At 70.6% G+C, this 19,868-nt stretch carries 18 protein-coding genes and 1 pseudogene; 10 read left to right on the top strand and 9 right to left on the bottom strand.

The annotated features are described in order from the left end of the window. Positions 1 to 91 precede the first annotated feature (91 nt). The 4 genes from ACZ60E_RS26110 to ACZ60E_RS26125 all read left to right on the top strand — a co-directional run bounded on the left by ACZ60E_RS26110 (position 92) and on the right by ACZ60E_RS26125 (position 4,836). Positions 92 to 1,891 (top strand): ABC transporter transmembrane domain-containing protein, encoded by a 1,800-nt coding sequence (locus ACZ60E_RS26110; RefSeq protein WP_469443487.1) that lies wholly within the window; start codon positions 92 to 94, stop codon positions 1,889 to 1,891. Continuing rightward, complete coding sequence (locus ACZ60E_RS26115; protein WP_469443488.1) at positions 1,888 to 3,678, top strand: ABC transporter ATP-binding protein; 1,791 nt, start codon at positions 1,888 to 1,890, stop codon at positions 3,676 to 3,678. Before ACZ60E_RS26110 ends, ACZ60E_RS26115 begins: the two co-directional genes overlap by 4 nt. Before the next feature lie 350 nt (positions 3,679 to 4,028). After that, complete coding sequence (locus ACZ60E_RS26120) at positions 4,029 to 4,499, top strand: DUF5709 domain-containing protein (protein WP_469443490.1); 471 nt, start codon at positions 4,029 to 4,031, stop codon at positions 4,497 to 4,499. 55 nt (positions 4,500 to 4,554) lie between these two features. Next, positions 4,555 to 4,836: a type B 50S ribosomal protein L31 gene (locus tag ACZ60E_RS26125; protein WP_469443491.1), complete on the top strand. Its 282-nt coding sequence runs from the start codon at positions 4,555 to 4,557 to the stop codon at positions 4,834 to 4,836. Positions 4,837 to 4,955: 119 nt separating this feature from the next. Here ACZ60E_RS26125 and ACZ60E_RS26130 read toward each other — a convergent pair whose 3' ends face one another. Then, positions 4,956 to 5,750: a metal-dependent hydrolase gene (locus ACZ60E_RS26130; RefSeq protein WP_384811292.1), complete on the bottom strand. Its 795-nt coding sequence runs from the start codon at positions 5,748 to 5,750 to the stop codon at positions 4,956 to 4,958. A gap of 145 nt (positions 5,751 to 5,895) precedes the next feature. On the opposite strand from ACZ60E_RS26130, the gene ACZ60E_RS26135 reads away from it, so the two are divergent. Further along, complete coding sequence (locus tag ACZ60E_RS26135) at positions 5,896 to 8,409, top strand: DEAD/DEAH box helicase (protein WP_384811291.1); 2,514 nt, start codon at positions 5,896 to 5,898, stop codon at positions 8,407 to 8,409. 19 nt (positions 8,410 to 8,428) lie between these two features. Beyond that, positions 8,429 to 9,301, top strand: a complete 873-nt coding sequence (locus tag ACZ60E_RS26140; protein WP_469443494.1) for an acyl-CoA thioesterase — start codon at positions 8,429 to 8,431, stop codon at positions 9,299 to 9,301. A 478-nt stretch (positions 9,302 to 9,779) separates the two neighbouring features. On the opposite strand, the pseudogene ACZ60E_RS26145 reads toward ACZ60E_RS26140, so the two are convergent. After that, positions 9,780 to 10,631, bottom strand: a pseudogene (locus tag ACZ60E_RS26145) (DUF6397 family protein); the annotation flags it as partial. Positions 10,632 to 10,767: 136 nt separating this feature from the next. Then, positions 10,768 to 11,181 carry a roadblock/LC7 domain-containing protein gene (locus tag ACZ60E_RS26150; protein ID WP_107018871.1) on the bottom strand — a complete coding sequence of 138 codons (414 nt, stop codon included), beginning with the start codon at positions 11,179 to 11,181 and terminating at the stop codon, positions 10,768 to 10,770. 95 nt (positions 11,182 to 11,276) lie between these two features. Here ACZ60E_RS26150 and ACZ60E_RS26155 point away from each other — a divergent pair, with 95 nt between their 5' ends. Next, a complete protein-coding gene (locus ACZ60E_RS26155; RefSeq protein WP_469443496.1) occupies positions 11,277 to 11,705 on the top strand; it encodes a PPOX class F420-dependent oxidoreductase in 429 nt (142 codons plus the stop codon). Positions 11,706 to 11,884: 179 nt separating this feature from the next. Here ACZ60E_RS26155 and ACZ60E_RS26160 read toward each other — a convergent pair whose 3' ends face one another. The 5 genes from ACZ60E_RS26160 to ACZ60E_RS26180 form a co-directional block, all read right to left on the bottom strand. Further along, positions 11,885 to 12,490 carry a GTP-binding protein gene (locus ACZ60E_RS26160; protein WP_469443498.1) on the bottom strand — a complete coding sequence of 202 codons (606 nt, stop codon included), beginning with the start codon at positions 12,488 to 12,490 and terminating at the stop codon, positions 11,885 to 11,887. A 38-nt stretch (positions 12,491 to 12,528) separates the two neighbouring features. Then, on the bottom strand, positions 12,529 to 12,942 hold the full coding sequence (locus ACZ60E_RS26165; protein WP_469443500.1) for a DUF742 domain-containing protein: 414 nt from the start codon (positions 12,940 to 12,942) through the stop codon (positions 12,529 to 12,531). A gap of 16 nt (positions 12,943 to 12,958) precedes the next feature. Then, complete coding sequence (locus ACZ60E_RS26170; protein WP_469443503.1) at positions 12,959 to 13,396, bottom strand: roadblock/LC7 domain-containing protein; 438 nt, start codon at positions 13,394 to 13,396, stop codon at positions 12,959 to 12,961. Continuing rightward, the gene (locus ACZ60E_RS26175; protein ID WP_469443506.1) at positions 13,393 to 16,062 is read right to left on the bottom strand and encodes a sensor histidine kinase; all 2,670 of its coding nucleotides are present in this window, start codon (positions 16,060 to 16,062) and stop codon (positions 13,393 to 13,395) included. The genes ACZ60E_RS26170 and ACZ60E_RS26175 overlap by 4 nt, the downstream gene beginning before the upstream one ends. A 138-nt stretch (positions 16,063 to 16,200) precedes the next feature. After that, entirely contained in the window at positions 16,201 to 17,001 is an 801-nt protein-coding gene (locus tag ACZ60E_RS26180) for an MHYT domain-containing protein (protein WP_469443508.1), read from the bottom strand. A 179-nt stretch (positions 17,002 to 17,180) separates the two neighbouring features. Between ACZ60E_RS26180 and ACZ60E_RS26185 the strand changes: the two genes are divergently transcribed. From ACZ60E_RS26185 to ACZ60E_RS26195, 3 genes are all read left to right on the top strand, one after another. Further along, the gene (locus tag ACZ60E_RS26185) at positions 17,181 to 17,780 is read left to right on the top strand and encodes a class I SAM-dependent methyltransferase (RefSeq protein ID WP_469443509.1); all 600 of its coding nucleotides are present in this window, start codon (positions 17,181 to 17,183) and stop codon (positions 17,778 to 17,780) included. 257 nt (positions 17,781 to 18,037) lie between these two features. After that, positions 18,038 to 18,355, top strand: coding sequence for a hypothetical protein (locus tag ACZ60E_RS26190; RefSeq protein WP_469443511.1), 318 nt, complete (start codon positions 18,038 to 18,040; stop codon positions 18,353 to 18,355). Positions 18,356 to 18,505: 150 nt separating this feature from the next. Further along, positions 18,506 to 19,399: a hypothetical protein gene (locus ACZ60E_RS26195; protein ID WP_469443513.1), complete on the top strand. Its 894-nt coding sequence runs from the start codon at positions 18,506 to 18,508 to the stop codon at positions 19,397 to 19,399. A 204-nt stretch (positions 19,400 to 19,603) separates the two neighbouring features. On the opposite strand, the gene ACZ60E_RS26200 is transcribed toward ACZ60E_RS26195, so the two are convergent. Beyond that, positions 19,604 to 19,786: a hypothetical protein gene (locus ACZ60E_RS26200; RefSeq protein ID WP_210891122.1), complete on the bottom strand. Its 183-nt coding sequence runs from the start codon at positions 19,784 to 19,786 to the stop codon at positions 19,604 to 19,606. Positions 19,787 to 19,868 lie beyond the last annotated feature (82 nt).

Below are 19,868 nucleotides of genomic sequence, written 5' to 3' on the forward strand. Positions count from 1 at the left end.
GGAAAAGCGTTTGCCTGCGGACACGCTGCGACGCGAACCTTGCACGGTTTGTTGTCTCCCCACCTCCGTACTACGAGCCCTTTGGGACGTCATGCAGATTCAAGACCTTCCGTATCCCGACCCGGGTGTGCCGGACGCACGCTCGGGGCCCCGATTCCTGGTATGGCTCGGCCGGAATCAGCTCGGCGGACAGATGAAGGCCCTGGTCTGGGGGCTGCTGCACTTCCTGTCCGTGTCCGCACTGCCCTTCTGCGTCGGATTCGCCGTCCAGGCCGTCGTGGACCGCTCCGGCGCGCGACTGGCCCTCGCGGGCGGGCTGCTCGCCCTGTGCGGCTTCGGTATCGCGCTGGGCGACACCATGCTGCACCGCGCCGCTGTCACCAACTGGATCACCGCTGCCGCGCGCGTGCAGCAGTTGCTGGCCCGCAGGACCGCTCTGCTGGGCTCCGCGCTGACCCGCCGCGTCGCGGCCGGCGAGATCGTGGCGGTCTCGACGGGCGACGTCGAGAAGATCGGTTGGTTCGTGGAGGCCGTGTCGCGGTTCACCGCGGCCGCCGTGACCGTCGTGCTCGTCTGTGTCGCCCTCGTCGTCTACCAGCCGGCGCTCGGCGTCGTCGTCGCCGTGGGCCTGCCCGTCCTGGCGCTGTCGGTGCTGCCGCTGCTCCCCCGGGCCACCCGACGCGCCGACTTCCAGCGCGAGAAGGCGGGACGCGCCACCGAACTGGCCTCGGACACCGTCGCGGGCCTGCGCGTACTGCGCGGGATCGGCGGCGAGGAACTGTTCCTCGACCGCTACCGCCGCGCCTCGCAGGAGGTCCGGCACGCCGCCGTGCGCAGCGCCCGCATGTGGGCACTGATCCACGCGATCCAGGTCTTCCTCCCCGGGCTGCTGCTGATCGTCGTCGTCTGGCACGGCGTGAACCTGGCCAGCGAGGGCCGGATCACCGTCGGCGAGATGGTCACCGTCTACAGCGCGGTCATGATCCTCACCTATCCGCTGCGGCACTTCACCGAGATCGCGATGGCGTACTCCTTCTCCCGGCCGTCCGCCAGGCGCGCGGCACGGGTGCTGTCCCTCGAACGGGCCACGGACGGCGAGGGATCGCGCGAGGCCGTCGTACCGACCGGAGACCTGTACGACCCCGCGACCGGTCTGCTCGCGCCCGCGGGACGGCTCACCGCCGTGGTGTGCGGTGACCCGGACGCCGCGGGTGAACTCGCCGAACGGCTCGGCGGTCATACGGCGGAGTCCTCGGAACTACCGTCCGCGCTGGTCGGAGGCGTACCGCTCGACGAACTGCCCCTCGGCTCCGCCCGCAGTGCAGTCCTCGTCCAGGACAAGGATCCGGTCCTGCTCTCCGGCACGCTGCGCGAACTGCTCGACGTGCCCTCGTCGGGAGACGTCAGCCCCGAGGAGGCACTGTCGGCGGCCCAGTGCGGCGACGTCCTGGACGCGCTCGCCCAGGGTTCGCTGGACGCCGACGACCCGATGGACTCCCGGATCACCGAACGCGGCCGGTCCCTGTCCGGCGGCCAGCGCCAGCGTCTCGCGCTGGCCCGGTCGCTGGTCACCGCCCCGGGCGTACTGGTCCTGGACGAACCGACGTCCGCGGTCGACTCGCACACCGAGGCGCGGATCGCCGACGGGATCCGCTCCCTGCGACAGGGGCGCACGACGGTGGTCCTCACCTCGTCGCCGCTGCTCCTGGACCGGGCGGACCGGGTCGTGCTCGTCCACGAGGGCGAGGTCGCAGCGGTCGGCGTGCACCGCGAACTGCTGCACAGCGACGCGCGGTACCGCGCCGTGGTGACCCGTGAGACCGACGACGAGGCCGCCGAACAGGAACTGAACCAGCTGCAGGAACTGGAAGAAATCGAGGAGACGGCATGATCGGCGTGGCGCCACCGGCCTACGATCCGGCGGCCCCGAAGACGGCGGAGACCCTGCCCGTCGGAGCCCCCGCGACCGTACGCGCCTACGTGGCCGAACTGTTCCAACGACATCGCCGGACCTTCCTGGTGCTCGTCACCGTCAACACGGTCGCCGTCGTCTCCTCGATGGTGGGCCCCTATCTGCTGGGCTCCCTGGTCCAGCACGTCTCCGAAGGCGCGACCGCCGCGCGTGAACTGCACCTGGAGCGCACCGCCGCACTGTTCGCCGTCGCCCTGGTCGTCCAGGCCGTGTTCGTGCACCAGGTGCAACTGCGCGGGGCCATGCTCGGCGAGCGGATGCTGGCCGACCTGCGCGAGGACTTCCTCGTACGGGCCGTGGGGCTGCCGCCCGGCGTCCTGGAGCGGGCCGGTACGGGTGATCTGCTCTCCCGCATCACCACGGACATCGACCGGCTGGCCAACGCCATGCGCGAGGCCGTGCCCCAGCTGGCCATCGCCGTGGTGTGGGTGGCGCTGCTGCTCGGCGGCCTGGTCGTGACCGCGCCGCCGCTCGCGCCCGCGGTACTGGTCGCCGTCCCGATCCTGGTGATCGGCTGCCGCTGGTACTTCAAGCGCGCCGCGTCCGGCTACCGCTCCGAGGCCGCCGGTTACGCCGCCGTGGCCGCCGTCCTCGCCGAGACCGTGGACGCCGGGCGCACCGTCGAGGCGCACCGCCTGGGCGAGCGCCGCATCGACCTGTCGGACCAGCGGGTCAAGGAGTGGACCGCCTGGGAGCGGTACACCCTCTGGCTGCGGTCGGTGCTCTTCCCCGCCATCAACGCAACCCACACCACGGTCCTCGGCTCGGTCCTCATGATCGGCGGGTACTTCGTCCTCCAGGGCTGGATCGACGTGGGCCAGCTGACGACGGGCGCCCTGATCGCGCAGATGCTCGTCGACCCGGTGGGCCTGATCCTGCGCTGGTACGACGAGCTGCAGGTGGCCCATGTGTCGCTGGCACGGCTGGTGGGCGTCCGCGAGATCGAGCCGGACGCGGGTGACGGGGCGCTGGCCCCCGACGGGCGTGACGTGCACGCCGACGAGGTGCACTTCGGTTACCGGGCGGGCGTCGACGTGCTGCGCAAGGTCTCCCTGGAGGTCGCGCCCGGCACCCGGATGGCCCTGGTCGGCCCGTCCGGCGCGGGCAAGTCCACGCTGGGCAGGCTGCTCGCCGGGATCTACGCGCCCCGCACGGGCCAGGTCACCCTGGGTGGCGCCGAACTGTCCCGGATGTCCGCGGAACGGGTCCGCTCCCACGTGGCCCTGGTCAACCAGGAGCACCACGTGTTCGTGGGCGCCCTGCGCGACAACCTCCTCCTCGCCCGCACGGGTGCCAATGACGCCGAGCTGTGGGCCGCCCTCGTCGCGGTCGACGCCGGCGGGTGGGCGCGGGCGCTGGCCGACGGTCTCGACACCGAGGTCGGCTCGGGCGGTGTCGCGCTCACGCCCGCCCAGGCCCAGCAGATCGCGCTCGCACGCCTGGTGCTCGCGGACCCGCACACGCTGGTCCTGGACGAGGCCACCTCGCTCCTCGACCCGCGGGCGGCCCGGCACCTGGAGCGCTCCCTGGCGCGGGTCCTCGACGGCCGCACGGTGGTCGCCATCGCCCACCGGCTGCACACCGCCCACGACGCGGACGTCATCGCCGTCGTCGAGAACGGCCGCATCAGCGAGCTCGGCAGCCACGACCAGCTGGTCGCCGCGAACGGCGCGTACGCGGCACTGTGGCGGTCCTGGCACGGGTGAACGGGCACGCGGACGGGCCGGCCGTGGGAGGTCCGCCCACGGCCGGCCCGTCCGTGGACGGGCGGTCTGTGGGTGAACCGTCCATGTGCGGTCCGTCCGGGCCTGCGGGCCGGTGCCGGGCGGGTGTGGCCGGCCGGGCGCCCGAGCGGGCCGACGCGCCCGGCCGGGCTCCGTGACGTTGCGCGGTGTCGCAGGTGGGTGGAAGTGTGGAGGTCGGCACCGGCTCGGGGAGCGCCCGGGAACCGCCCGGTTCCACGTGTTCCGTACGGGCGAGGCCTGGGCCGAGCGGTCCGCGTACCCGCCGCCGAACGCGGTGACAGCAGGCCGGCCCGCACCACCTGGAGGTACCCGTGGACAGCGCCGACAGTTGGGGAGACGATGTCTACCAGCCCGACGGATCCGAGGTTCAGGACGACGCCGGACTGCTCGACGCCGAGGACACACTCGAAACCGACGGTGTGAGCGACCCTCTGGACCGCGGCTGGTCACCTCCGGAACGCCCCTGGGCGGTGGAACGCAAAGACGTGACAGCGGCCGAGCGCCACCGCGGCGAAACCCTCGACGAACGTCTCGCCGAAGAACTCCCGGATGTCGCGGCACCCGACGGCGACGGCATCGGAGACTGCCCCGACTCGGACGGCGAACCCCTGGACAACGAAGTGGGTGCCCTCCGCTCCGGACGTCTCGTGGCCCCCGGAGAAGGAGCGCACGAGGACGGGGAGAGCGGGCTGATCGCCACCGACGTGGGCATAGACGGAGCCGCCGCCTCGGCGGAGGAGGCCGCCATGCACATCGTCGACGAGGACTCCCTGTCCGGCTGACCGCGTCCTTCCCGCTGCCCTGTCCGCGCACCCCTCCCCCACGCAAGGAGCACTCATGCAGCAGGACAAGCACCCCGACTACCACTCCGTCGTCTTCCGCGACCGCGCCGCCGGGTACGCCTTCCTGACCCGGTCCACCGCCGCCAGCGACCAGACCATCGAGTGGGACGACGGCCGGACGTACCCCGTCGTGGATGTGGAGATCTCCTCGGAGAGCCACCCCTTCTACACGGGCACGGCCAGGACCGTGGACACCGAGGGACGGGTCGCCCGCTTCGAGAAGCGGTACGGCGGCGGAGGCCAGGACAAGGCGCCGGGCGAGGGCGACGCCTCCTGACCCGGCCGGAACGGCTGCCTCCCGGCGGCAGGTGACAGCCGCAGCCTGTCCGCCTTCCGCGCCCTGTCCGCCGGCCGCGCCACTCGTCCCGGTGGCGCGGCCGCTCGAACACGTCGGCTTCAGATGAAGTTGAGCGCGGCCGCGCCGCCCACTCCGCCCAGCACCATGAACGCCGGCATCAGCACCTTCAGCTCGACCCAGCTGCCCGCCCGGAACCGCAGCGCCTTGGGCGGCCCGATCGGGTACCACCGCTTGCGGCCGACCGGGATCGGCCACAGGATCGGGCAGCCCGACACCGTCAGCGCGTCCCCGATGTCGTGCACCAGCGCGCCGAGGACGATCGGCAGTCCGAGCCACAGGTACTCCTGGCCCGGCGCGGTGAAGAGCCAGTCGGCCCCGTTGCCCGGCTTGTCCAGCACCCCCGCGATGATCCACGCACTCGTCGCGGCCAGCAGCCAGACCAGGACGTCGGCGCTGGAACCACGCGTCGCCCGCCAGAGCAGCCCTTCGATGGCGAGCACCATGTGCACGAACAGAAGTCCCAGAACCGCCCAGCGGCCTCCGGTGATCGCGGCCACCGAGGCTCCGCCGCCGATGAGCACCGCCCACAGCCAGGTGTGTGTCAGCGTCCGGTGCCCACCCGAGCGCCGCGGATCGCCCGGCTTCCTCGTGCCCTTGTAGACGGCGTACGAGAGCTTGTCGACGATCTCGCACAGGCCCCGTGACACCGGTCCGAAGGCCCGCGAGATGGTGGCGGCCTTGTGGTCCAGATCCGGGGCGAGGGCGGCGCCCGCGCAGATCAGCGCCCCGGCCAGGAGCACCGGCCACGGCATCGTGTGGCCTGAGGCCGCCGCCGCCGCTCCGACGCCCAGCCAGGCCGCCGCCCCGGACAGTGAGTGTGCTGGTCCCATCATGGCCGTGCCCCGCCCCATTCCTCTTGTACTGACTGCCAGTTGTCCCCGTGAGCTGACACCTGGTCGGCGACACAGCGTAGCGTTCGTGATCTTCGGCCTCGCATCCGATTCCCTCATCGGGTGGGATGACAGGCAAGATGGGTGTGTGACCCTTATCGATCAGCTGCCGCAGACCGCAGATCCCGACGCCCTCTACGAAGCCTTCGAGTCGTGGGCCGGGGAACGCGGTCTCACGCTCTATCCCCACCAGGAGGAGGCGCTGATCGAGGTGGTCTCGGGTGCGAACGTGATCGTGTCGACCCCCACCGGGTCCGGCAAGAGCATGATCGCCGCGGGTGCGCACTTCGCGGCGCTCGCCCGTGACGAGGTCACCTTCTACACCGCGCCGATCAAGGCGCTCGTCTCGGAGAAGTTCTTCGAGCTGTGCAAGATGTTCGGCACCGAGAACGTCGGCATGCTGACCGGCGACGCGTCCGTGAACTCCGACGCCCCGGTCATCTGCTGCACCGCCGAGGTCCTTGCCTCCATCGCGCTGCGCGACGGCAAGCGTGCCGATGTCGGCCAGGTCGTCATGGACGAGTTCCACTTCTACGCCGAGGCCGACCGCGGCTGGGCCTGGCAGATCCCGATCCTCGAACTGCCGCAGGCGCAGTTCATCCTGATGTCGGCGACGCTCGGCGACGTCTCCATGTTCGAGGAGGACCTGACCCGGCGGACCGGCCGTCCCACCTCGGTGGTCCGCTCGGCGACCCGTCCCGTCCCGCTCTCCTACGAGTACAAGCTGACGCCGCTCACCGAGACGCTCACCGAGCTCCTGGAGACGAGGCAGGCGCCCGTCTACATCGTGCACTTCACCCAGGCGCAGGCCGTGGAGCGGGCGCAGGCGCTGATGAGCATCAACATGTGCACGCGCGAGGAGAAGGACCAGATCGCCGCGCTGATCGGCAACTTCCGGTTCACCACCAAGTTCGGCCGCAACCTCTCCCGTTACGTACGGCACGGCATCGGTGTGCACCACGCCGGCATGCTGCCCAAGTACCGCCGCCTGGTCGAGAAACTGGCGCAGGCCGGTCTTCTGAAGGTCATCTGCGGCACGGACACCCTCGGCGTCGGCGTCAACGTGCCCATCCGCACCGTGCTGTTCACCGCTCTGGCGAAGTACGACGGCACGCGCGTACGGACCCTGCGCGCACGGGAGTTCCACCAGATCGCGGGCCGGGCCGGCCGGGCCGGCTTCGACACGGCGGGCTTCGTCGTGGCGCAGGCCCCCGAGCACGTCGTGGAGAACGAGAAGGCCCTTGCCAAGGCCGGCGACGACCCGAAGAAGCGTCGCAAGGTGGTGCGCAAGAAGGCCCCGGAAGGTTTTGTGGGCTGGACGGACGGCACGTTCGAGAAGCTGATCTCGTCCGATCCGGAGCCGCTGACCTCGCGTTTCCGGGTCACTCACACGATGCTTCTGTCCGTGATCGCGCGGCCCGGCAACGCCTTCGCCGCGATGCGTCATCTGCTGGAGGACAACCACGAGCCGCGCAAGCAGCAACTGCGGCACATCAGGCGGGCGATCGCCATCTACCGCTCCCTCCTCGACGGCGGAGTCGTGGAGAAGCTCGACACACCGGACGCGGAAGGGCGCATCGTGCGCCTGACCGTCGACCTGCAGCAGAACTTCGCTCTCAACCAGCCGCTGTCGACCTTCGCTCTCGCCGCGTTCGACCTCCTGGACCCGGAATCGCCTTCGTACGCCCTGGACATGGTGTCCGTCGTGGAGTCCACGCTGGACGACCCGCGGCAGATCCTCGCCGCCCAGCAGAACAAGGCCCGCGGCGAGGCCGTGGGGGCGATGAAGGCGGAAGGCATCGAGTACGAGGAGCGCATGGAGCGGCTCCAGGACGTGTCGTACCCCAAGCCGCTGGAAGAGCTGCTCTTCCACGGGTACGACACCTACCGCAAGAGCCACCCGTGGGTGGGCGACCATCCGCTCTCCCCGAAGTCCGTCATCCGTGACATGTACGAACGGGCCATGACCTTCACCGAGTTCGTGTCCCACTACGAACTCGCCCGCACCGAGGGCATCGTGCTCCGCTACCTGGCGAGCGCCTACAAGGCCCTCGACCACACCGTCCCGGACGATCTGAAGTCGGAGGACCTGGAGGACCTGATCGCCTGGCTGGGCGAGATGGTGCGTCAGGTCGACTCCAGCCTCCTCGACGAGTGGGAACAGCTCGCCAACCCCGAGGTGATGACGGCAGAGGAGGCCCAGGAGAAGGCCGACCAGGTCAAGCCGGTCACGGCCAACGGGCGCGCCTTCCGGGTCCTCGTCCGCAACGCCATGTTCCGGCGCGTCGAACTCGCCGCCCTCGACAACGTCGCCGAACTCGGAGAGCTCGACTCCGAGGCGGGCTGGGACGCCGATGCCTGGGGCGCGGCCATGGACGACTACTGGGACGAGTACGACGACCTCGGCACCGGTCCCGACGCACGCGGTCCCAAGCTCCTGATCATCGACGAGCAGCCGGAGAACGGTCTGTGGCGGGTCCGTCAGACCTTCGCCGACCCGAACGGCGACCACGACTGGGGCATCAGCGCGGAGATCGACCTCGTGGCCTCCGACGCCGAGGGACGTGCCATCGTCAAGGTCACCGCCGTCGGCCAGCTGTGAGCACAGGAGAACGCGACACATGACGAACCCAGCGGAACGACTCGTCGATCTGCTCGACCTGGAGCAGATCGAGGTCAACATCTTCCGTGGTCCCAGCCCGCAGGAATCGCTGCAGCGGGTCTTCGGCGGGCAGGTCGCGGGCCAGGCCCTCGTCGCCGCCGGCCGCACCACGGACCCGGAACGGCCCGTGCACTCGCTGCACGCGTACTTCCTGCGCCCGGGCCGACCGGGCGTGCCCATCGTGTACCAGGTCGAACGGGTACGGGACGGGCGGTCGTTCACCACGCGCCGCGTCACCGCCGTGCAGCAGGGCCGCACGATCTTCAATCTGACCGCCTCCTTTCACAAGCCTGAGGAAGGGAGCTTCGAGCACCAGTTGCCGCCGGCTCGTGAGGTCCCGGATCCGGAGTCGCTCCCGAGCCTCACTCAGGAGATCAAGGAACATCTGGGCGTGCTCCCCGAGACGCTGGAGCGCATGGCCCGGCGCCAGCCCTTCGACATCCGCTACGCGGACCGGTTGCGCTGGACACCGGAGGAGATCGAGAACGCCGAGCCGCGCAGCGCCGTGTGGATGCGCGCCGTCGGGCCTCTGGGCGACGACCCGCTCGTCCATACCTGCGCGCTCACCTATGCGAGCGACATGACGCTCCTGGACGCCGTCCGCATCCCGGTGGAGCCCCTGTGGGGCCGGCGCGGTTTCGACATGGCCTCCCTGGACCACGCCATGTGGTTCCACCGGCCGTTCCGCGCCGACGAGTGGTTCCTGTACGACCAGGAGTCGCCGATCGCGACGGGTGGCCGAGGGCTGGCCCGGGGGCGGATCTACGACCAGGAGGGACGCCTGCTCGTTTCCGTCGTCCAGGAAGGGCTGTTCCGCAAGCTGGAGGACTGACCGGGCACCGGCCGGGTCAGAGGTTTCTGCGCCGCAGCCAGCCGAGGAGCCGTCCGGGACGTCCCGGTTCGTCGATCGCGGGCCGCCCCTCGGCAGGTCGCCGTGAGCCTGCCTGCTGTCGTGGTCCTGCCTGCCGTACTGCTCCTGCTTGTCGTACTGCTCCCGCCCGAGTCCGCGCGTCAGCCAACTGCCGCACTTGGGCCGAACGCCGCCCTTCGGCCGGGTGTCGCTCTTCGGCCGGATGCCGTCCGACCGAATGCCCTCCGACCGAATGCTGCCGCGCTTCGGCCGGACGCACCCGCTCACCCGGGCGCCGCTGCCCGGCCGGACGTCGCATTCCAGCCGGGTGCCGCAGCTTGGCGGCCTCTCGCTGGTCGACGGGCTGCCGGTGATCGTCAAGCGTGCGGTGATCGACCGGCGTGCGGTGTGCGCCAAGAAGCGCCGGCCGGTCGTACTCCACCTCCGAAGTCCCGGCCTCCGTCGTCGGTCGCGGGGCGGCCCGGCGGTCGCGTGCCTCCTCCAGCCCGTTCGCCAGATCGGCGCGGAGCCAGCTGATCTCGTCCGGATCCGTCGCTGTCATGATCCGGGCCGTGATGTGTGCGGCAGGCGAGTCGGGCGCACCGTGGGTGGTCTGTTCGGGCCGGTACCGGTCCATGTAGGCCCGCTCGTACGGGTCGGGAACGATCTCGGCGACCTGGACGGGGTCGAGCAGTGACGCCACGACCGCTGCACGTGCCCACGGATTTTCGTTCTGCCGAAGCAGGGACCCGAGGTGCCGGCCTCGCCAGTTCCGGGCCCGCAGGTCCAGTCCCGTCTCCAGTTGGCCGCGCAGGTTCTCGGGCACACGGCCGCTCAGCAGCGACGCATGCTTCTTGTCTTCGGCGAACTGCCGCAGTTCTTGTGCCAGATACAGCCACACGACTGCGCGATACCGGTTCAAATAGAATTTTACGGGCACTACGAGGCCCAGGCGAGCGAAGCGCGTGAACCGGGCGGTCGTGACGCCCATGAGGGCCGCGCCCTCCGACGTGCCGACCGCTTTGACGCGTTCCCGCAGAGCCTCAGGGAAGCCTGCTTCGGCCCGCACCCTGTCGATCTCCGCGCGGGTGACGCGATGGCCTCCGCCGCCTTCGTCAGGCACTGTGCGGATGCGCCCGAGCCGTACGGCGAGGTCGAACTCGCCCCGCTTGAACCCCAGCTCCCGCGCGGCGCGGCTCTGGGCGAGTGTCGAGGTTTGTGTCGGGGTCACACCGACAGGCCCGTTCGGACCGGAGATGACGGACTGCGTGACCGTTGGCATGACGGACTGCGTGATGGTGTTGCCGGACATGATGGTTCTCCCCCGTGCAGCGGTGTGCGCTTCGCCTGTGTCTTGCGTGCGCTTGCTTCGAGAAAAACCGTAGCCGGTTCGCCGCGCCTCGCGCCGAGCCTGTGGATAACTTCGGGCACGATGACGTCTGTGCAGGTCAGATGTCTATGGAGGGCGAGTGTTCCGGATGTCGGGCGTCGACGTGCAGGTGCTCGCCGACGCGATTGACGAGCAGAGTCATCTCGTACGCGACCTGGCCGATGTCGGCTTCGGCCGCACTGAGCACGCACAGGCAGCTGCCGGTGCCGGCCGCCGTGACGAAGAGGACCGCGTCATCGAATTCGATCATGGTCTGGCGGACCCGGCCCGCGCCGAAGTGCCTGCCCGAGCCCTTGGCCAGGCTGTGCAATCCGGAGGAGACGGCGGCGAGATGCTCGGCGTCCTCCCGTCGCAGACCTGTGCTCGCCCCGGTCACCAGTCCGTCGTTGGACAGCACGAGTGCGTGGCGTATGTGCTCGACACGCTGGGTCAGATCGTCGAGCAGCCAGTCAAGTCCCCGGTTCTCCGCCATGATCCGTCTCCCCGTGATGTGTGGTCCCCCTGGGCCGGAGGATCCGATCGACCAGCCTTCACCACCGTCGCCGTCCGGGCAAGGAGGATAGGGGCATGGCACACAAGATGACCGATGAGGAATGGCGGGCGTTCGTCTCGCACGGAACCCGCACTGGCAAGTTGTCGACCGTCCGGGCCGACGGGCGCCCGCATGTGGCACCGATCTGGTTCGTGCTCGACGGCGACGACCTGGTCTTCAACACGGGGAAGGACACCGTCAAGGGGCGGAATCTGGCTCGGGACGGCCGGGTGGCCCTGTGTGTGGACGACGACCGGCCGCCGTTCGCGTACGTCGTCGTACAGGGGCGGGCCCGGATCTCGGAGGACCTCGACGACGTCCGGCTCTGGGCGGGACGGATCGGCAGCCGGTACATGGGCGAGGAACGCGCCGAGGAGTTCGCGGCCCGGAACGGCGTACCCGGCGAACTCCTCGTACGAGTGAGTATCGAGAAGGTTCTCGCGGAGGGCTCGGTCTCCGACTGACCCCCCGCACAGGTTGAGTCACACAGGGCTGAGTCCCACGGGTTGAGTGGCGCAGCTTGAGCGCTTGGTCGGCCGCGCGTCGGCCGACCAAGTCCTCCGGCCGGGCCGACCAAGTCCTCGAAGTCCTCGAAGTCCTCCAGGTCCTCCAGCCGATCAGATTCTCCGGCCGACCGAGTCCGTCAGCCGACCGAGTCGAGGAGCCGGGCGGTGTGCATCCGCCCGGCGTACTCGACGAGACGCACCAGCACCTCCCTTCCCGAGTCGCGGTCACGGGCGTCGCAGAGCACCACGGGGGTTCCCCGGTCGAGATCGAGGGCCCGTGACACTTCGTGGGCGCCGTACGTGCGTGCGTCCGTGAAGCAGTTGACCGCCACCACGAAGGGGATGTGCCGGTGTTCGAAGTAGTCCACCGCCGGAAAGCAGTCCTCAAGCCGGCGGGTGTCCGCAAGGACGACGGCACCGAGGGCTCCCTGTGCCAGCTCGTCCCACAGGAACCAGAATCTGTCCTGGCCCGGCGTTCCGAACAGGTAGAGCGACAGGCCGGACCTGATGGTGATGCGCCCGAAGTCCATGGCGACGGTCGTCGTCACCTTCCGGTCCACGCCGCCGGTGTCGTCGACCGACCGGCCGGCCTCACTCAGCAGTTCCTCGGTGCGCAGCGGTCTGATCTCGCTGACCGCGCCCACCAAGGTGGTCTTGCCGACGCCGAAGCCGCCGGCGACGAGGATCTTCAACGCCAGGGCGGCCGTCTCACCGCTGGTGTCATCGGAGTGTTCAGGGACCATCGCTCACTTCTCTCGGATCAGCCGGTATCGGTCGACGGCTACAGGGCCCTCAGTCCGTCGATGACCTCGCGCAGGATGCGCTCGTCGGGCAGGTGCGCGGGCGGCACAGGGCGGCTGACCGTCACGCAGCCCAGTTCCAGCAGATCGCCCAGGAGCACGCGCACCACGCCCACGGGCAGATCGGTGTCCGCGGCCAGTTCGGCGACGGACTGGGTTTCGGCCCGGCAGAGTTCGACGAGGGCCCGGTGCTCCGGACCGAGTGCGGTGTCCTCGCCGGTCCCGGGCGCCCCGGTGTTGAGCGTGACGAGCGCTATCAGGTCGAAGCGCACCCCCGCGGGTCCCGACTCGGTGCGTCCACCTGTCATGGCGTAGGGGCGGACGAGCGGCCCGGCCTCGTTGTCGTACCACTGGCTGCCCGGCTGCTCAGGGGTGGCTGCCCGGTCCTCGGTCATGAACTCCGTCCCCCGCTCACCCGGCCGCGGGCGGACGGACGTCCGCGCGGGGAGCCGAGTGGAGATGCTCACCCACCCGTCTGACCAGGCGTGCCATCTCGTAGGCGATCAGGCCGATGTCGGCCGTCACGCCGCTCAGGACGGCGAGGCAGGACCCGTCTCCGGCGGCCACCACGAACAGGAAACCGTCGTCCATCTCGACCATGGTCTGGCGTACTCCGCCGGCGCCGAAGTGGCGGCCCGCGCCCTTGGCCAGGCTGTGGAAACCGGAGGAGACCGCAGCGAGGTGCTCCGCGTCCTCGCGTCCGAGGCCGGTGGACGCGCCCACCGCGAGCCCGTCGTTGGAGAGCACGACAGCATGCCTCACCTCGGCGACCCGCAGCACCAAGTCGTCCAGCAGCCAGTCGAGTTCGCCGGACTGTGCCGCGGTCCCCGTATCCGGATCCTGGATCATGCGAGGTCTCCTTCGCTGCTGTCGCTGCCCTCTGCGGGGCCGGGCGTGGCGCGGGGACCGGGGGAACGGCCACCGCCGCGGGCCCACCCGGCGCGGTACGCGGTCATCCGGTCCCGTACCGCTTCGGGGGTGCGCTCGGCGTCGTCCCGGTGACATGCCGGGTGCGCGGGCTCTTCGGCGCGTTCTTCACGCAGTTGCGGGGCGAGGCTGGCCTGGCGCACCCGCCGCGGGAGTCCATCGGACGCGTCCGACTGCTCGGTGTCGTCGGAGGAACGGTGCAGGCGCAGGGTGATCACCTCGGGCGGTGGTCCGGCGTGCGAGCCGTCCGCCGACGCCTCCGCCGGGGCGGCTACGGGTGAGACGAGTGCGGGTCGTTCGATGTGGGCCTCCACGGAGTCCTGTCGTGGGGCGGGGCCCACGGATTCCTGTCGGGGCACGGGACCGGGTACGCGCGCGTACTGGCGTCCGGCGGCTTGTTGTCCGGCAGTTCGTTCGACAGGCTGTTCCGTCGGCCGTCCGGCAGTTCGTCCGGGAGGTGGTCCAGCAGGTCGCTCGGCCCTGCCGCGACGCGCACCGGAACGTTCCTCCGAACTCGTGTGCAACAGCGCGGTGGGAAGGAGGATCACCGCGGTGGTGCCTCCGTAGGGCGAGGTCCGCAGGTGCACCTTGATGCCGTGACGGGCGGCGAGTCTGCTCACTACGAAGAGGCCGAGTCGGTCGCTGTCGAACAGGTCGAGTGCCTGGGACTGCTCGATACGGCGATTGGCCTCGGCGAGGGTCTCCCTGCCCATGCCCAGTCCCCGGTCCTCGACCTCCACGGCGTATCCGTTGCCGACCGGCTCGCCGGTGACCCGCACCCTGGTGTGGGGCGGGGAGAACTGGGCGGCGTTCTCGACGATCTCGGCCAGCAGATGCGTGAGGTCGGCGATCGCGGCTCCGACGACCAGGGTCTCCGAGAGCTGTCGTACCTCCACGCGCGCGTAGTCCTCGACTTCGGAGACTGACGCGCGCACCACGTTCGTCAGGGAGACCGGCATGCGCCACGCGCGGCCCGGTGCTGCTCCGGAGAGGATGATCAGGCTCTCGGCGTGGCGTCGCATCCGTGTCGTGAGGTGGTCGAGCCGGAAGAGGTCGCTCAGCTCGTTCGGGTCCTCGGAGCGTCGCTCCATGCTGTCCAGCAGTCTGAGCTGGCGGTGGACGAGAACCTGGCTGCGGCGGGCGAGATTGACGAAGACACCGGAGATCCCGCCGGCGAGTTCCGCTCGTTCGACGGCCGCGTGCAGGGCGGCGCGGTGCACGGTGGTCAGGGCTTCCGCGACCTGCCCCGCCTCGTCCTCTGCGGGCGGTCCCGCCGGGGCCTCGGCATGGACGTCGATCTCCTCTCCGGCCCGTAGTTTCCGCATGGCGTTCGGCAGTTTGCGCCGGGCGATCTCCAGGGCGCTGTTGCGCAGGGTCACCAGTTCGACGACGAGGCCGCGGCCGATGCGTACGGAGATGACCAGTGAGGCGGCCACGGCTGCGAGTCCCAGGAGGACCGCGGCGCCGGCGGGCGAGAGCAGGCCGCGCCGGAGGGGGTCGGCGCGGTCCGCGACGTCACGGCCGGCGTCCGCCTCGATGGTCCGCATGTCGTCCCGCACGCGCGCGTGGGCGGCGTTCCAGGTCTCCGCGGGCGAGGCTTGGAGGGCCGTCGCGCCGGGTGGGGCGATGAGCACCCTGTCCTCGACCGCCGTCATGTCGGCGTACGCGGCGCCCTCCGTGAGAGCCTGCCAGGCGGCTCGTTCGGGTCCGCGGAGATCGACAGCAGCGGAGTCGGTGAGCAGCCTGCGCGTGTCGACGGCGCCGGTGAACAGCCGCAGCCGCTGTCCGTCGAGGGTCCCGGCCAGGCGGGCACCGGCGAGTACCGCGTCCTCCTGCGCCAGGGTCTCCCCCGCGCGGGAGAACTCAAGCAGTACGCGTGCGTCGGAGCCGATCTCCGCGTCCTGGATGCCGGTGAGGGCTCCGCCCACCCCGAAGGCCGTGGAGATGGTCCCGGTGTACCGCCGGTATGTCTCGTCCCAGCCGGTCCCGCGGTCGAGTACGGCGGTCCGCAGGGAGTGGAGCTGTTCGACGCCGGTCACGAAGGTTTCGAGGCGTGCGGCCACTCCGGCGGGCAGTTCCTCGCTGTCGGCGACAGTGCTGCCCTCTCCGAGGCGGAGTTCCGACACGGTCCGGTCGGTGCGCGCCGCCAGCCTCTTGAGGGTGCGCTCCCGGTCGGCCGAGGGGCGTGTGGCGTAACGGACCGCTGCCACGCGTTCGTCCTGGAGCGCGACGACGGCTGCCGCGACCGGGGCGCGCACTTCGGAGTCCACCCGCTGCAACTGCCGCAGCCGTGCGATGTCCTGGGCCGTGGTGACGGTTGCGTGTGCCCAGAGAGCGAGCAGGGACACGACCGGGACCATGAGCAGGCAGACGATCTTCGCTCGCACGGTACGGGGCCGCAGACTCCGGCTCCTCGCGCGCGTGGGCGCGCCGCTCGGTTCCGTGTCGTCGTTCTCCTCGCGGCCGGAGTCTTCGTCTGCGTGGCCGGTGTCTTCGTCGGCCGGCGGTCCGGCATGCGCGCGACGGCCCCGTACCTGGGCCGTCGACGGCTGCGTACCGTCTGTCGGAGTCCTTCGGGATGTACGCATGGCCTTCTCGCTCGGGTGGTTCGGTGGACACGCCTGGTCGGTGGACGCGTCTGGTCGGGTCGTCGGTCCGGGTTCGCCGCTAGGGCCTGTCTGACAATTCCCGTCGTCGCCCGGCAGACGGGAATTGTCAGACAGGCCCTAGGGGACGGCACTTGTGGGCGACGCCGAGGGGCGGTCGCTTTCGACGGGCCGCTGGGCCGACGCGGAGGCCTCGCGCTCGCCCGCTGTCGGGGAGAGCGCGACGAACGCCGAGGTCAGGAAGAGATAGGACCCGAGGCCGACGGCGAGGGGGAAGACGAACTGCATCGCCGTAGCCCCGGGCAGGGCCGCCCCAGAGGGGGTGACATGGACGCCGACCGCCATCATCCCGGTGTAGTGCATGCTGCTGACCGCCCCGCCCATGACGAGCGAGGCGACGGCGACCGCGATCGGCGAGCTGATGTTGAGCGCCGCCCACAGTGCGGCGGTCGCCGCGACCACGGCGATGCCGACGGAGACTCCGACGAGCAGCGGGTCGTACCGCACCTCGCCGTGCAGCCGCAGCGCTGCCATGCCCAGGTAGTGCATGCTCGCCACTCCGAGGCCGGTGGTCAGGCCGCCGAGGACGAGCGCGCGGCCGCGGTCCCGGCCGTAGCCCACGGCGAAGACACCCGCACCGACGACGGCGATCGCGACGAGCAGGCTGAGCACGGTGAGGGGCACGTTGTAGCGGATGTCGGTGCCGTCGACGCCGAAGCCGAGCATCGCCACGAAGTGCATGGTCCAGATGCCCGTGCCGATCGCGGAGGCCGCGGTGAGCAGCCAGTTGCGGCGTGACCGGCCACGGGCGCCGAGCGCGCGGACCGTGCAGCGCAGCCCGAGGGCGGCGCCGATGCACGCCATGGCATACGACAGCACGGGGGTCAGCCAGCCGAAGGTGGCGTGGTCCAGATGTCCCATGGCTCCGGGACGCTAGTCCGGGCCGGGGCGCGCACAGGGGGCGAGTTTCGAAAGCTGTTGGAATATGGCGGAGAGGTGCGGGGGAACGATCGCGTCACGCTCGAACGTGTGCGCCGCATCGTGTTTCGCGTCGCCGTTCGATCGTGTCGCTCACCGTGCGATGCGGGATCATGCGGTGCATGAGCGACGACCACACGCATGTCCAGGAGTTCTTCTCGGCCCGCGCGGCCGGCTGGGACGACCGGTTCCCCGACGACGGCCCGGCGTACGCCGCAGCCGTCTCCGAACTGGGGCTGCGGGAGGGCGATCGCGTGCTCGACGCGGGCTGCGGCACGGGACGGGCTCTGCCGGCTCTCAGGGACGCCGTGGGGCCCTCCGGGGCGGTCCTCGGCGCGGACCTGACGCCGGCCATGCTGGAGGCGGCCGTACGGGCAGGCCGTGACCGGGCGGGGCAGTTGCTCCTCGCCGACGTGTCACGCCTGCCGCTGCGCACGGAGTCGCTCCATGCCGTCTTCGCGGCCGGGCTCATCGCGCATCTTCCGAACCCCACCGAAAATCTGCGGGAATTGGCGCGGGTCGTACGGCCCGGCGGCGTCCTGGCACTCTTCCACCCGATCGGCCGGGCCGCGCTCGCCGCGCGCCAGGGACGGCGGATCACCCCGGACGACCTGCGGGCGGAGGCCAACCTCGGCCCGCTCCTGTCCACCTCCGGCTGGCGCATGACGTCGTACGTGGACGAGGACGCCCGTTTCCTCGCTCTGGCCGTGCGCCGACCCTGAAGCCCCCCGGAGGACGGTTCTGTTCGCTGAGCCGGCCGCAGGCGCACGGGAGTGGGCCTGACCGACGTGGCCGCGATGGCTGCGGCTGCGGCTGCGGCTGCGGCTGCGGCTGCGATCCATGATCGGCGCGCTCGACGAGGGCGTTCGGCAAGGGTTCACGACACCGCCCCCTTCTGGTGTCGAAGTTTCAACTCTACGTTGAGCAGAGACAGATGGGCGATGACCGAAGAAGCGGTATGCGGGGGAAGGTGGCCCGAATGTCCGGCACGATGGCTCGATTCCGGAAGTTCTTTTCACGTCCACGGTCGGCCGGGTCCGGGAACCCCTCACCATCGGCCGGCTCCCGTCCGAAGAAGCAGACCCACAACCTGTTCGAGGCCGCGGCGGCCTATGTGGCGGCGGGTGTCGACGACGACCAGGACGGGGTCGACGAGGCCGCGGCCTGGGTATCGCCGGAAGCGCTGTCGTTCGGTGTGAACGAGCTAGCGTGCCGGGCCGTGATCGCGCTCGCGCGAGAACGCGACGAGTCACCCACCGCGGTGGCCCGAACGCTCCTCGGCCTGCCGGCCGCCTGACGGGGGCGTAAGCGGAATCAGCGCGACCGCAGGTGGTCGCTTCAACCTCGTTCTGGAGCATGAGGGCAGGTCCCCGCGTGTTCCGGCCTCGTGACAACGGCCCCGGCGCGCATTAGGGTGCGCCGACGGATGTAGCGAGGGGAGGCTGGGATGACCGGGACGGACGATGAGACAGTCGCCGTTGAGGACGACGACGCACTGTATGTACTGACGGCGGTGCTCCTGACGCCGGCACAGTTCCCCAGCGTGCTGGGCGACGACTACCCGGAGGCCTGCGCCGCGCTCGGTCTCGCGCCTCTGGCCGACGGGTACGGGCTGGTGCTGGGGCAGGACGGCGACGGCGCGCGGTGGACCGTCGTCATCGACGACGTCTCGCTCGTGGCCGTCGCCATCGCTTCCTGGGACTGCGGCATGGAGTACGACCTGTCGCCGGACGAGCGCTCGATGGTGGCCGCGCTGCCCGGATGGCCACTGGCCGTGGCGGTCGCGGCGCCCGGTGTGCCCGCCCCGCACGATCCCGCACCCGACATCGCGGAGCAGGCGCCGCTGTGTCCGCCGGACGCGTCCGCCTGGGGTGCGGCGCAGCGGCGCCTGGGCGCGGACGAGATCGCGCTGCAGTGGGCCGTCTGGCGTGAACAGATCGACGAGACCGAATTCGCCGCTTCGGCGGACGGGAAGTCCGCTCCCGGTGACGGCACCGCCCAGACCGGCGGGGATCGTGAGGACGAAGACGGTGGCGACAAGGACGTGAGTGGCGGGGACGGCGGGCGGGTGCCGCTAAACGGTGTCCAGCGCGTTCTCTCCGAAGCCCACTCCTACGTGGACACGCCTCCGCCGCTCGGCCGTGTGCGCTCGTCGTTCGCTCCGGGGGACGCGCGGACGCTGCGCGCCGACGGCCCCGGCTGGTCGCTGGTGGCACGCACCGACGACATCGCCTTCGTACTGCTCGACGAGAAGCCGGGCGAGATCCTTACCGTCGGCCGCGGGCCCGAATTGCCCGGCCTTCTGGAGGCTCTGGACAAGATGGCCGTACGCCCGAACTGAACCAGGCACGCGGAAGTAGTGCGCCGACAGCGCCGTCGCCACCCGGGGGCCGCACCATCGGCAGGCCCACGAGCGGCGACGAGGTCAGCTCCTGTGCTCTGAAACGGAGCTGTCCAAGAAGAAGCTTCCGAAGAGGAAGTGACCGAAAAGGATGCGCCTGAAGATGTTCCTGAAAAGGAACTGATCGAGCGGGTCGTGTCTGTCTCAGCGGCCCAGTTCCTTGCGGCCGACGCGGCGGAGCCTGCGCCGCTGCGAGGGGTCCAGCGTCAGATACGCCGCCGCGGGAACTCCCAGGACGATCAGCAGGGCGGCCCACCAGGGCAGCCAGAAGAGCAGGATGATGCCGACCGCGACACCGCCTGCGGCTATCTTCGCGTTTCTTGACATGTGCGTAGCCTCCTTAGCGGCCACTGCCGCTCTCTGTTCTGAGAACGGACCCGCGCTCCCTGCGGTTCCGGACCGCGACCCT

Source organism: Streptomyces sp. NPDC102514, assembly GCF_055584525.1.

Bases quoted from the DNA above. Each gene is read 5' to 3' on its own strand.
- ACZ60E_RS26110 (WP_469443487.1), top strand. From the start codon at position 92: ATGCAGATTCAAGACCTTCCGTATCCCGACCCGGGTGTGCCGGACGCA.
- ACZ60E_RS26115 (WP_469443488.1), top strand. From the start codon at position 1,888: ATGATCGGCGTGGCGCCACCGGCCTACGATCCGGCGGCCCCGAAGACG.
- ACZ60E_RS26125 (WP_469443491.1), top strand. From the start codon at position 4,555: ATGCAGCAGGACAAGCACCCCGACTACCACTCCGTCGTCTTCCGCGAC.
- ACZ60E_RS26130 (WP_384811292.1), bottom strand. From the start codon at position 5,750: ATGATGGGACCAGCACACTCACTGTCCGGGGCGGCGGCCTGGCTGGGC.
- ACZ60E_RS26140 (WP_469443494.1), top strand. From the start codon at position 8,429: ATGACGAACCCAGCGGAACGACTCGTCGATCTGCTCGACCTGGAGCAG.
- ACZ60E_RS26150 (WP_107018871.1), bottom strand. From the start codon at position 11,181: ATGGCGGAGAACCGGGGACTTGACTGGCTGCTCGACGATCTGACCCAG.
- ACZ60E_RS26155 (WP_469443496.1), top strand. From the start codon at position 11,277: ATGGCACACAAGATGACCGATGAGGAATGGCGGGCGTTCGTCTCGCAC.
- ACZ60E_RS26160 (WP_469443498.1), bottom strand. From the start codon at position 12,490: ATGGTCCCTGAACACTCCGATGACACCAGCGGTGAGACGGCCGCCCTG.
- ACZ60E_RS26165 (WP_469443500.1), bottom strand. From the start codon at position 12,942: ATGACCGAGGACCGGGCAGCCACCCCTGAGCAGCCGGGCAGCCAGTGG.
- ACZ60E_RS26170 (WP_469443503.1), bottom strand. From the start codon at position 13,396: ATGATCCAGGATCCGGATACGGGGACCGCGGCACAGTCCGGCGAACTC.
- ACZ60E_RS26175 (WP_469443506.1), bottom strand. From the start codon at position 16,062: ATGCGTACATCCCGAAGGACTCCGACAGACGGTACGCAGCCGTCGACG.
- ACZ60E_RS26180 (WP_469443508.1), bottom strand. From the start codon at position 17,001: ATGGGACATCTGGACCACGCCACCTTCGGCTGGCTGACCCCCGTGCTG.
- ACZ60E_RS26185 (WP_469443509.1), top strand. From the start codon at position 17,181: ATGAGCGACGACCACACGCATGTCCAGGAGTTCTTCTCGGCCCGCGCG.
- ACZ60E_RS26190 (WP_469443511.1), top strand. From the start codon at position 18,038: ATGTCCGGCACGATGGCTCGATTCCGGAAGTTCTTTTCACGTCCACGG.
- ACZ60E_RS26195 (WP_469443513.1), top strand. From the start codon at position 18,506: ATGACCGGGACGGACGATGAGACAGTCGCCGTTGAGGACGACGACGCA.
- ACZ60E_RS26200 (WP_210891122.1), bottom strand. From the start codon at position 19,786: ATGTCAAGAAACGCGAAGATAGCCGCAGGCGGTGTCGCGGTCGGCATC.